Source organism: Acinetobacter sp. ABJ_C5_2 (genome assembly GCF_044538485.1).
GTDB lineage: Bacteria > Pseudomonadota > Gammaproteobacteria > Pseudomonadales > Moraxellaceae > Acinetobacter > Acinetobacter nosocomialis_A.
In genome coordinates this window covers 320,514-332,775 of sequence record NZ_JBIUCS010000001.1, presented here as the reverse complement: position 1 = coordinate 332,775, position 12,262 = coordinate 320,514, and the positions used below count along the sequence as shown (strand labels likewise).

The window sequence follows — 12,262 nt, the reverse complement described above, 5'->3', positions numbered from 1 at the left end:
TTACTTTTAAACACACGAAGTATCTTCCACCATATCAACAACTGTAATTACATTATCATTCACTTTAAAATGAATATCAAAACTCGAAAATTGCATTTTATAGACTCGTTCAGGGTCTTCTTGATAGGCAGGTCTAGGGTCTAAAGCTAGAACTTGCTCTAATTCATCCAGATATTGCCCGTTAATTTTTTTATTTTTTAGAAGATATTGCTGGGTAGTGAGTGCACTTTCCGACCATATGACTGACTTTCGTTCTGGTTCAGCCTGTGCATAGCCACTTTGAGCATCAACAATGGCATCTGAGTATTGAATATAAGGTTTAATATCTAAAATTGGCGTGCCATTTAATAAATCACTGCCAGTAACATACACTCTTAATGACTTACCGACTTTTTCAATCTTTTTTAAACGTACTACAGATAAACCCACAGGCGCTGGACGATACATGCTGCGTGTTGCAAACACACCAATTTTTTCATTGCCCCCTAAACGTGGTGGGCGAACCTGAGGCCGAAACTTAGTTGCTGTCTCCTGATTTTTATTGTCATGAAACTGCCAGATGAGCCAGAGATGGGTAAATTGTTCAATTCCCTCAAAAGCCAATAAGTCATTATAAGGTTCTACCATTTCGATATAAGACTCGATAATGACCAAGTTGGGCTGACGTGGAATACCAAATTTTTCTCGAAAAGGTGAGCACATGTGCCCGACTATTGGGAGAGTGACAGAATTCATCATCACTTTTTCTTATAAACACAATTAAATATATTCAGTTTATCGGGAATGAAATTATATTAGAATAGCTATCTGTTTTCTTTTAATCGTGATCGAGACCTTTAATGGCTGCTTTTAACGTTGAACGCATTACTCATGTGCACCACTGGAATGACACCCTTTTCAGTTTTAAAACTACACGCGACACCAGCTTACGTTTTAAAAATGGTCAGTTCGTAATGATCGGACTTGAAGTGAATGGCAAACCGTTAATGCGTGCATATTCGATTGCAAGTGCGAACTACGAAGAAGAGTTAGAGTTCTTCTCAATTAAAGTACAAGACGGTCCTTTAACTTCGATTTTGCAAAAAGTACAAGTTGGTGACGAAATTTTAGTTTCTAAAAAACCGACAGGTACATTGGTTCATGATGACCTTTTACCAGGTAAAAACTTATACCTTTTATCTTCTGGTACTGGTCTTGCGCCATTCTTATCAATTATTCGTGACCCAGAAACTTACGAACGCTTTGAAAAAGTCATCGTTGTTCATGGTACACGCTATATTTCTGAATTAGCGTATCAAGACCTAATCTTAAACGAATTACCAAACCATGAATTCTTTGAAGAATTAGGTATTAAAGACAAACTTGTTTACTACCCTACTGTTACTCGTGAGCCTTTCCACACTCAAGGCCGTGTAACCACAGCAATTGAAACTGGTGCTTTATTTGAAAAAATTGGTTTGCCACGTTTCAACCGTGAAACTGACCGTGCAATGCTTTGCGGTAGCCCTGCATTCTTAAAAGATGTTGCTGCATTACTTGACCAACATGGTTTAGTTGAATCACCTCGTATGGGTGAGATGGGTGACTACGTGATTGAGCGTGCGTTCGTAGAAAAATAAGATTTTTCTAAATAAAAAACCGAGGCTAAGTCCTCGGTTTTTTAATACCTCTTTTATAAGGTGATACTGCCATCGATACAGGTAACAGCGGTTCCACCCACCAAAATTTTATCTTGATGCAATTCAAGTTTCAGGTGTCCATCACGGCCTAAAGCCCGACCTTGTGAAGAAAGCACCACATCATTTTGTGCAGGAAGAATCCCATAATAACGAATAAATGAAGCTACGCTACCATTACCACTACCACAAACAGGATCTTCATTTATTCCACATGAAGGGGCAAATGAACGAACTTCTATGTGTTTTTGTTCATCATTATTTTCATGAAAACCAAAAACTGTCGCACCCGTAACTTTCATTTCTAAATCATGTTCTTTTAAAGCGGCAAAGTCTGGTTGGCTATCTAGAACAGCCTCAGCATTAACAGCTTGTAATACAATCCAGCGCGCCCCTACATCAACCAATGTGGCATTCCATTGAGTATTAATCTGACATTTTAAAATTTCTGCTAATTTCTCAGTGTGCATTGCATCTAATGGTGTAATTTTAGGCTTAGGTAGTTCAAATGAAATATGCTTTGAGTCACTTACAGTCAGAGTCACCAAACCTGCAGCACATTGCTGTACCAGCTTACCGTCTTTGGCTGTCACGAGGCCCGCCTCAAGCAAAGCATAGGCAGTACCAATTGTAGGATGTCCTGCAAATGGCAACTCACTTTGCGGAGTAAAAATTCGAACCTGATAGTCAGCTTGAGAATCGGTCGCAGGGAGCACAAATGTCGTTTCAGAAAGATTCGTCCAATTCGCAATTTCCTGCATCTGCTCAGACGTTAAGGTACTGGCGTCCATAATGACTGCGACAGGATTACCTTTAAATGCTTGTGAAGTAAAAACATCAACTTGTTTAAATGCAACAACAGACATAGACCACTCCTACTGATTTTGTAATTAAAAATTATGGTTTTAAATCCTCACCATTTTTTGATCTTACTGTTTTATTTTTAATGGTCACAGTATCAGTTAATATGAAAAATAATAGACACAGTTTCTAATTTCAAATTATGAATAAATCGACCAATCTAAAGTAATCACAATATTTGAGTTGAATAAAAGATCACGATAAAGTGTATCCATTGTTTTGGATTTTTAATGAATTGACATGTACAAATATAAAAAAGTGAGTGATGACCTCACCCTGCAAATTCAGAATGGAAGGCAGCCTATTGGGTCACGCTTACCATCAATTCGCGAATGCGCAAATCATTATCAGGTCAGCATTAACACCGTAAAAGAAGCTTATCGTCAGCTTGAAGATCAAGGTTTAATTTCAGTTCGTCCACAGTCTGGTTACTATGTTTGTCATGCACCTTCAAACTTACTAGAGCTCGAAGAGCGTTATGTCAGTGAAGAAAAAGTATCTCTTTCAGGAATTAGCTGTTTTCTCGCACAAATTGTTAAAAAACAGATGGAGCCCGACTATGTCAATTTGGCTCTGGCTTGTCCTACCGGAGAAAACTTCTATCCAATTGAACGCTTAAAACGTTTAACTGCTCAGGTTTTACGAACACAGCCGGATATTTTTAAAAGCTATACTTTACCGCCCGGCTCTATACGTTTACGTACACAAATTGCGAGGCGAGGCTTACAGCTTGGCATGTTTCTATCTGCAGATGACATTGTGCTGACTCATGGCACAATGGAAGCTTTGAGTCTTGCGATTATGGCAACCACCCAAGCAGGTGACAGCATTGCTCTTGAGATTCCTACTTTTCATAACCTGTACCCGCTTCTTCATAATTTAGGCCGAAAAATTGTAGAAGTGCCGACTTCGCCGCATACAGGTATGTGCCTAGATGCTCTTGAAGAACTGTTAAAATCTAAAAGTGTACAAGCCATATTAACTATTCCCACAGGACACAATCCTCTCGGTTTTAGCATACCTGAATGTAACCGTCGTCGTTTAGCAGAGCTTGCTAATCAGTTTCAAATTCCCGTCATTGAAGATGCAATGTATGCCGAATTGCAATTGACTGAGCCCCTCTTACCCAACATTAAGGCATTTGACCAAAATGGATGGGTTTTGGTATGTGGTAGCTATACAAAAACCGTAGCACCCGACTATCGAATTGGTTGGCTAGAAGCTGGGCGCTTTCGTAATATTGTGCAGCAGCTTAAATTTACAACCACTGTTGCCGAGCCAGCTTTACTCACAGAAACGTTGGGACTTTTTTTAGAAAATGGTGGTTACGATCTACACTTAAGGCATCTTAAAAAACGCTATCAACAACAAATTGACACCATCAAATCTTATATATGTCGTTATTTTCCACTCGGTACTCGAGTCAGTCGACCGCAAGCAGGATTTATTTTATGGTTAGAACTACCCGAATCTATTGATGCATTAGAACTTTTTCACCAAGCAATGGATGAAAAAATCTTATGTATGCCGGGAATTTTGTGCTCGGCTGATAAACGTTTTAGTCACTGCTTACGTATAGCTGCGTGTTTCGAATTAAATCCTAAAATGTTAAATGCTTTGATGCGCTTAGGAGAACTAGCAAAAAATATGCTACCCACGCAAAGAGATTTAGATCAAATCCCTACTAATTCAGTAGGTTGAATCAAAAATACAGAGTTAATAAAATAAAACCATATATTTTTTATGCCTTTTATTTTATGAAAACCGAACTCCTATCTCCCGCAGGTTCACTAAAAAACATGCGCTATGCATTTGCCTATGGAGCAGATGCCGTATATGCAGGCCAACCACGTTATAGTTTACGTGTGCGTAACAATGCTTTTGACCATGACAACTTAAAAATTGGAATTGATGAAGCGCATGCTTTGGGTAAAAAGTTTTATGTTGTGGTGAATATTCAGCCTCATAACAGCAAATTAAAGAACTTTATTCGTGATCTTGAACCGATTATAGCGATGCAACCAGATGCTCTTATTATGTCTGACCCAGGCTTAATTATGATGGTGCGTGAGCATTTTCCAGAAGTACAAATTCATCTATCTGTTCAAGCCAATGCCATTAACTGGGCCACTGTTAAATTTTGGAAAGATTACGGTTTAAGCCGTGTGATTTTATCTCGTGAGTTGTCATTAGAAGAAATAGAAGAAATCCAGCAACACGTACCAGACATTGAACTCGAAGTTTTTGTACATGGCGCACTATGCATGGCCTACTCAGGCCGTTGCCTACTTTCTGGTTATATGAACAAACGTGATGCCAACCAAGGTGCTTGTACCAATGCTTGCCGTTGGGACTATAAGTTGCATGAAGCCCAAGAAGATGCAAACGGCGATGTGATTCCAGTCACTCAACTCAACACCTCAGAAAAGTCTTGCTGCTCATCAGCACAATCAGAAAAAACCTCGCCTCAAACTTTGCTTGTACAACGTAATGATGAAGAAATGTTTGCTGCCGAAGAAGATGAACACGGTACTTATTTTATGAACTCTAAAGATTTACGTGCGGTACAGCATGTAGATCGTTTAACCCAAATGGGCATTGCCTCACTGAAAATTGAAGGCCGTACTAAATCGTATTTTTACTGTGCGCGTACTGCTCAAATTTATCGAAAAGCCATTGATGATGCTTTAGCAGGCAAACCATTTGACCCAAGCTTAATGACTCAGCTCGAAGGGTTGGCAAATCGCGGTTATACCGAAGGTTTTTTAAGACGTCATGTCCATAGCGAATATCAAAACTATGCTGATGGTTCATCACATTTTGACTATCAACAATTTTGTGGAGAGGTTTTAGAACGTCACGGCGATTATATTCGTATTGAAGTTAAAAACCGTTTTGTGGTTGGCGACTCACTAGAACTCATGACGCCTCAAGGCAACATCACCTTTACCTTAGCCGCAATGCGTGATTTAAAAGGTAACCCGATTACAGATGCTAAAGGTTCGGGGTATTTTGTTGAAATTCCACTCTCACAAAATGTTGATATCAGTTATGCCCTACTCGTACGCAATTTGCCTCATGCGAAAGAAAGTATTACCGCATCTACATTGGCTTATTCAGCGAGTTAAACATGGCTCTTTTGATTACCAGTGACTGCATCAACTGTGATATGTGCTTACCTGAATGCCCCAACATCGCTATTTTTGAAGGGAGCAAAGTTTATGAAATTGATCCACACCGTTGTACCGAGTGTGTAGGCTTTTACGATGAACCAACATGTAAGGCGGTTTGCCCTATCGATTGCATAAAAACAGACCCTGCGCATATTGAGAACAAAGAGCAACTGCTAGAGAAATTTAAAGGGTTAAATTTACTCGGCTAATCTATCTTTAAAAGTCTATGGAGGATCAAGCTAAAGTCACTGATCCTCTTAAATGACTATACAGATCAATGATTAGATAAATGAATAAATAGCTGAGAACACTTTGCTAGTGATAAAATCAATTTATCAGTTCAGTTTGATTTACTGGTAATTTTGTACCAAAAAAATTAAACAATCGTTAAAACTGCCAAACCATTTCAACATTTCATGTAGATTGATTAAAACTCATTCTGGCGCAGCTCCCCATGTCTTATCTTTATTTAGCAATTGCGATTGCTTGTGAAGTCATTGCAACTTCAGCTTTAAAAGCATCTCAAGGTTTTACTGTTCCTATTCCATCCATCATTACAGTTGTGGGTTATGCAATTGCTTTTTATTTATTGTCTCTTACGCTAAAAACGATTCCGATCGGAATTGCATACGCCATTTGGTCGGGCGCGGGTATTATTTTAATTTCTGCAATTGGCTGGATATTTTACAAACAGCATTTAGATTTGGCGGCCTGTATTGGTCTTACTTTAATGATTGCAGGTATTATCATTATTAATGTGTTTTCTAAAAATACTCATCTATAAAATATAATTAAAAAAGCAACCGAGTAAGATGCGAATCCTTTTTTAAAAAGTTTCACCTTACTCGGTATAAACAGCTTATTTCAAACTGCCCGTCAAAAATTGTTTTAAACGTTCACTTTTCGGATTGTTGAGTACTTCATCAGGATGGCCCTGTTCCTCAATTTTCCCTTGATGCAAGAAAATCACCTGATTAGACACATGACGTGCAAAGCCCATTTCATGTGTCACCACAATCATGGTACGGCCTTCTTCAGCCAAACTCTGCATAACCTTGAGTACTTCACCCACCAATTCCGGATCAAGTGCACTGGTTGGTTCATCAAACAACATCACTTCCGGTTCCATTGCCAAAGCACGAGCAATTGCTACACGTTGCTGCTGGCCACCAGATAAAAATGCCGGATATTTATTCTCAACACTTTCAGGCAATCCAACTTTGCGTAAATATTTCCGTGCACACTCTTCTGCTTCAGCACGTTTTACCCCAAGCACATGAATTGGTCCTTCAATGACATTTTCAAGCACTGTCATGTGTGACCATAAATTAAAATGCTGAAACACCATCATCAGTTGGGTACGCATTTTTTGGAGTTGCTTTGGATCAACCACTTTTAAATTGCCTTTTTTATCAAAGACAGTGCGTAGTTTTTCACCGTTGAGTTTAATGGTGCCATTGCTCGGTTGTTCTAAAAAGTTGATACAACGCAGCAAGGTGCTTTTACCTGAACCAGATGAACCAATAATACTAATCACATCACCTGCATTTGCATCAAGTGATATCCCTTTTAGTACTTCATGATCGCCAAATGTTTTGTGTAAATCACGAATCACTAGTTTTGCAACGTGTTCCATTTATGTCTCCTAATGATTCGATGGCTTTAAAAATGCCAACCAACGTTTTTCCAATTTACGAAATATCCAAATCAAAATAAATGCCAACACTGCATATAACACCGCGGCAATTCCAAAAGCATTGAAAGTGTCATAGGTTGCAGCATTTACATCACGCGCAATTTTTAAAATGTCAGGAACAGTTGCTGTAAATGCAATGGTTGTCGCGTGCAACATCAAAATGACTTCGTTACCATAAAACGGTAAAGCACGGCGTAACATCGATGGGATGATAATACGTGTGTAGAGTTTCCATTTTGACATTCCAAAAGCTTGGGCGGCTTCAATCTCACCATGTGGAATAGAGCGAATCGCTCCAGCAAAGATTTCAGTTGTATATGCACCAGTATTGAGCGCGAATGCCAAAATGGTGCAATTTATGCCCTCTCGAAAGAATGCATCGAGTGCTTGATGTTCATGGACATAATCAAAGCTATAAATGCCCGAGTAAATAATTAACAGTTGGATGTACAGTGGTGTGCCACGAAAAACATAGGTAAACAACCAAACTGGACCACGCAACCAAAGATTTTCTGATACTCGTGCAAGTGATAAAGGCACAGCAAGCACAAAGCCAATACCAATAGAAAGCACCAATAACCAAGCAGTCATCGCGACACCGGTCATTTGTAGGCCATCGGTCCAAAGGTATGCCTGCCAATATTGTTGAAGGATTTCAATCATAATTGTCCCTTCCTTACACCAGCAGAATAACGACGTTCAAGCCACATTAAAATCAGGTTGGACACGGTGGTAATTGCCAAATAAATGGCAGCAGCGACGATGCTGAAAAAGAACAGTTGCATGGTACTTCTACCCGCATCTTGTGTAATTTTTACAATATCAGTCAGGCCAATAATAGAAACCAGTGCGGTCGCCTTAATCAAAACTTGCCAGTTGTTACCAATGCCAGGCAGTGCAAAACGCATCATTTGAGGGAATAATACACGGTGAAAAACCTGCCACGGCGTCATCCCATAGGCCATTGCTGCTTCAATTTGACCCGTTGGAACCGATTGAAATGCACCACGAAAGGTCTCGGTAAAATATGCACCATAAATGAACGCTAAAGTAATCACACCAGCCACAAACGGGTTGATATCAATCTGGTCCATTTGCAGTGCTTCAGTAATTTGGTTTAGCCCCAACTGCAAGCTATAAAATAACAGCAGCATAATCACTAAGTCAGGCACACTACGAATGAGCGTGGTATAGCCGGTCGCAATATAACGTAAGGCTTTAATATTAGAGAGTTTTGAACTCGCACCAATTAAGCCAATAATGACAGAAAGCAAGAGTGATAACAGCGCAAGCTGTATGGTCATCCATGTTCCGCTGAGAAGGAGTGGCCCATAGCCAGAAAAAGACATGACTCATCTTCTCCTTAAAAACAATATCTAATATTGATGAGATGAGAATAGATTTAAAAATGTCGGCACTCAGCCGACATTTTTCACATCATTAGTAAATGCTAAAAGAGAAGTATTTTTTCTCGAGTTTCTTGTATGTGCCATCAGCAATGATTGCAGCTAAAGCTTTGTCAATATTCGCTTTCAAATCTGCATCTTCTTTGCGTAAACCAATAGCTGCGCCTACACCTAGTGTTTTGACATCAACCACATTGCCACCAGCAAAACTGAAGTTTTTACCTTTTGGTTGTTTTAAGAAAGCGCCATCAACCATGATTGCATCTTGTAAAGTTGCATCCAAACGACCAGACATCATGTCTTGGTAAATCAAGTCTTGAGTTGGATAAGGTACAACACTCACACCTTTTGGAGCCCAATAGGTTTTAGCATATGTTTCTTGAATTGTGCCCTGTTGTACCCCTACACGCTTACCTTTCAATGAAGTAGGCGTTGGCAATAACGGTGAGCCTTTCTTTGCAACCATACGCGTTGGCGTATTGTAGATTTTGCTACTAAATAAAATTTGTTTTGCACGTTCATCAGTCACCGTCATTGATGAAAGAATGCCATCAAATTTTTTCGCTTTAAGTGCCGGAATCATTCCGTCAAAAGAGTTTTCAACCCAAACACATTTAGCTTTGAGTTTTGCACAAATTGCATTACCCAAATCAACATCAAAACCAGTTAACTTGCCATCTGGTGTTTTATATTCAAATGGAGCATAAGACGACTCAGTACCAAAACGAATCACCTTCCAATCCTTTGCTTGAACATTCGTTGCAACAGCAGCCAAAACCAAGGTTGTTGAAACGAACATTTTTTTCATAAAGCTTGCCATCTTGAAGCTTCTCCTTAAAATCCAAATAAGGTGATAAAAAACTTGAGCAATTTCTAAATTACTCTTCTACCGAAATAATTGCAATTTCTATACCAGTAAATTAAGGATTTATGAAACTATCAAAACAGCTGATCGTATTACCTCATTAAATGTTGAAAAATCACTCAAATTTTAATTTAGTTTTTGAGTGTGTAAGCCTCTGCCATATTTTCATTTTCAACCAATGTCCGAATGGTGTATTCATGGTTATGTTCTTTGGCACTGGCAAATTCACATTTTTGATCTAATGACATTGAACAACCACTCAGCAATGGACAACCTGCAAATAATTCGGCTACCCAATCGACAAATACACGGACTTTAGGCGATAAATGACGGTTTTGTAGATAAACGACTGATATTGGCATAGGCGCAGGTAACCATTCAGTCAACACCTCTCTAAGAGCACCAGACTCTAAATGTTTTGCCACCATATAATATGGACATTGAATGAGGCCAAAACCTTGTACTGCCAAATCAATATATGAATCACCGTCATTGACAGAAACGCGCCCTTTCACACCAACGCTATGAATTTCCCCATCAACCATAAAATCCCAGTCAATATTGCGTCCGGTACGGCTGTTAAAATAATGTACCACTTGATGTTTTTGTAAGTCTTCAATGGTTCTTGGTTCGCCATGTTCCATCAAGTAACGTGGCGCAGCTACTGTCACACACTGAATTGTTCCGATACGACGTGCAACTAAACTTGAATCTTTCAATTGACCAATACGAATGACACAGTCCACCGCATCTTGAACTAAATCGACTGGACGATCACTCATGCCAATCACCAAATCAATATCGGGGTACTTGGCATGAAAATCACACAGCATCGGAATCAGAATCAACCGCCCGATTGAAGCTTTAACATCAATACGTAGTCGGCCTCGTGGTCCTCGTTCCGAATCATGAAAAGTCGATTCAACGTCTTCGACATCGGCTAAAATTCGTGCAGTACGTTCATAATAAACCGCACCATCTGGTGTGAGACTGAGTTTACGGGTGGTTCGGTTTAATAAGCGAACTTGTAAATGTTTCTCTAAAGCCTGAATGGTTGTCGTTACAGAAGCACGCGGTAGGCCTAAACTGTCAGCCGCTAAACTGAAACTATTTGTTTCGACAACTTTGTTAAAGACTTTCATCGCATGAAATAGATCCACACGCACACTCCTATCAATGCATTTATTTAATCAAACACATCAATTGTTATAAAAATACGAATAGTGTTATCGAATTTAATATATTTATTCGTGATTGACAAACTTTTATGCTCCGTCCATCCCATAAACCCTGTTTCTCCCATACGGACCAAAACTAAAAGTCTGAAAACAGGTATCCAAATAACTAGGAGCACCTCATGTCATTTTCTCGCAAACAGTTCGCACTGTCTGCCATCTTTGTCGCCATTTTGGCTACAGGGGGCAGTTTTATGTTTTTACATGAAAATGCCGATGCAAAAGCTGCACAGACCAGTGCCCAACAAGCTGCAACTGTTGATATTTCTAATGTCATCAGCAAAACCATTACCGATTGGCAAGAATATTCCGGTCGCTTAGAAGCAATCGATCAAGTCGATATTCGGCCACAGGTTTCAGGTAAACTCATTTCCGTACACTTCAAAGATGGCAGTCTGGTTAAAAAAGGCGATTTACTATTTACCATTGACCCGCGTCCTTTCGAAGCAGAACTCAATCGAGCCAAAGCTCAACTTGCTTCGGCTGAGGCACAAGTAACCTATACGGGTTCTAACCTTTCTCGTATTCAACGTTTAATTCAGAGTAATGCTGTTTCTCGCCAAGAGTTAGATTTGGCAGAAAATGATGCACGATCAGCCAATGCTAACCTTCAAGCCGCTAGAGCAGCCGTTCAATCTGCACGTTTAAATCTGGAATACACTCGTATTACTGCACCAGTCAACGGCCGAATTTCCCGCGCCGAAGTAACCGTTGGTAATGTGGTTTCTGCAGGTAACGGCGCACAGGTTTTAACAAGTTTAGTATCAGTATCACGCCTATACGCATCTTTCGATGTTGATGAACAAACTTACCTAAAATACATCAGCAACCAGCGTAACTCAGCACAAGTTCCTGTCTATATGGGACTTGCCAATGAAACAGGTTTTACTCGCGAAGGTACGATCAATTCAATCGACAATAACTTAAATACCACCTCAGGTACGATTCGTGTCCGCGCAACCTTTGACAATCCAAACGGAGTTTTATTGCCGGGTTTATATGCACGCATCCGTTTAGGTGGTGGTCAACCTCGTTCAGCAATTTTGATTAGCCCAACCGCAGTTGGAGTCGATCAAGATAAACGTTTTGTCGTAGTAGTTGATGCGAAAAATCAAACTGCTTACCGCGAAGTAAAACTCGGTGCCCAACAAGATGGCTTGCAAATCGTGAATAGCGGATTACAAGCGGGTGATCGTATTGTGGTAAATGGTTTACAGCGGATTCGTCCGGGTGACCCTGTTACACCTCATCTTGTTCCAATGCCAAACGCACAAATTACTGCGAGCAGCACTACTCCTCCTCAACCTCAGCCAACAGATAAAACATCAACTCCGGCAAAAGGTTAATCAC

Annotated in this window: 13 protein-coding genes; 6 read left to right on the top strand and 7 right to left on the bottom strand. The window is 39.8% G+C overall.

The annotated features are described in order from the left end of the window. Nucleotides 1–6: 6 nt before the first annotated feature. A complete protein-coding gene (gene tsaA / locus ACH8JV_RS01565; protein WP_396519590.1) occupies nt 7–735 on the bottom strand; it encodes a tRNA (N6-threonylcarbamoyladenosine(37)-N6)-methyltransferase TrmO in 729 nt (242 codons plus the stop codon). Between the two features lie 104 nt (nt 736–839). On the opposite strand from tsaA, the gene ACH8JV_RS01560 reads away from it, so the two are divergent. Next, complete coding sequence (locus ACH8JV_RS01560; RefSeq protein WP_002118187.1) at nt 840–1,619, top strand: ferredoxin--NADP reductase; 780 nt, start codon at nt 840–842, stop codon at nt 1,617–1,619. 53 nt (nt 1,620–1,672) lie between these two features. Here ACH8JV_RS01560 and ACH8JV_RS01555 read toward each other — a convergent pair whose 3' ends face one another. Beyond that, nucleotides 1,673–2,542 (bottom strand): PhzF family phenazine biosynthesis protein, encoded by an 870-nt coding sequence (locus tag ACH8JV_RS01555; protein ID WP_396519342.1) that lies wholly within the window; start codon nt 2,540–2,542, stop codon nt 1,673–1,675. Nucleotides 2,543–2,771: 229 nt separating this feature from the next. Between ACH8JV_RS01555 and ACH8JV_RS01550 the strand changes: the two genes are divergently transcribed. The 4 genes from ACH8JV_RS01550 to abeS all read left to right on the top strand — a co-directional run bounded on the left by ACH8JV_RS01550 (nt 2,772) and on the right by abeS (nt 6,494). Next, nucleotides 2,772–4,238, top strand: coding sequence for a PLP-dependent aminotransferase family protein (locus tag ACH8JV_RS01550; RefSeq protein ID WP_396519588.1), 1,467 nt, complete (start codon nt 2,772–2,774; stop codon nt 4,236–4,238). Nucleotides 4,239–4,294: 56 nt separating this feature from the next. Next, entirely contained in the window at nt 4,295–5,665 is a 1,371-nt protein-coding gene (gene yegQ, locus ACH8JV_RS01545; protein ID WP_396519340.1) for a tRNA 5-hydroxyuridine modification protein YegQ, read from the top strand. 2 nt (nt 5,666–5,667) lie between these two features. Further along, nucleotides 5,668–5,919 (top strand): YfhL family 4Fe-4S dicluster ferredoxin, encoded by a 252-nt coding sequence (locus ACH8JV_RS01540; protein WP_267530801.1) that lies wholly within the window; start codon nt 5,668–5,670, stop codon nt 5,917–5,919. Nucleotides 5,920–6,164: 245 nt separating this feature from the next. Next, a complete protein-coding gene (gene abeS, locus ACH8JV_RS01535; RefSeq protein WP_003650669.1) occupies nt 6,165–6,494 on the top strand; it encodes a multidrug efflux SMR transporter AbeS in 330 nt (109 codons plus the stop codon). A 75-nt stretch (nt 6,495–6,569) separates the two neighbouring features. Here the strand turns inward: abeS and ACH8JV_RS01530 are convergent, their stop codons facing one another. From ACH8JV_RS01530 to ACH8JV_RS01510, 5 genes are all read right to left on the bottom strand, one after another. Further along, nucleotides 6,570–7,346, bottom strand: a complete 777-nt coding sequence (locus ACH8JV_RS01530; RefSeq protein WP_013197223.1) for an ABC transporter ATP-binding protein — start codon at nt 7,344–7,346, stop codon at nt 6,570–6,572. 9 nt (nt 7,347–7,355) lie between these two features. After that, a complete protein-coding gene (locus ACH8JV_RS01525; protein ID WP_065709337.1) occupies nt 7,356–8,069 on the bottom strand; it encodes an ABC transporter permease in 714 nt (237 codons plus the stop codon). Next, complete coding sequence (locus tag ACH8JV_RS01520; protein ID WP_311086896.1) at nt 8,066–8,755, bottom strand: histidine ABC transporter permease HisQ; 690 nt, start codon at nt 8,753–8,755, stop codon at nt 8,066–8,068. The genes ACH8JV_RS01525 and ACH8JV_RS01520 overlap by 4 nt, the downstream gene beginning before the upstream one ends. Before the next feature lie 91 nt (nt 8,756–8,846). Next, complete coding sequence (locus tag ACH8JV_RS01515) at nt 8,847–9,632, bottom strand: ABC transporter substrate-binding protein (RefSeq protein ID WP_002049251.1); 786 nt, start codon at nt 9,630–9,632, stop codon at nt 8,847–8,849. A gap of 176 nt (nt 9,633–9,808) precedes the next feature. Continuing rightward, entirely contained in the window at nt 9,809–10,837 is a 1,029-nt protein-coding gene (locus ACH8JV_RS01510) for a LysR family transcriptional regulator (RefSeq protein ID WP_396519337.1), read from the bottom strand. Between the two features lie 197 nt (nt 10,838–11,034). Here ACH8JV_RS01510 and adeF point away from each other — a divergent pair, with 197 nt between their 5' ends. Beyond that, complete coding sequence (adeF, locus tag ACH8JV_RS01505) at nt 11,035–12,258, top strand: multidrug efflux RND transporter periplasmic adaptor subunit AdeF (RefSeq protein ID WP_396519335.1); 1,224 nt, start codon at nt 11,035–11,037, stop codon at nt 12,256–12,258. Nucleotides 12,259–12,262: the final 4 nt, after the last annotated feature.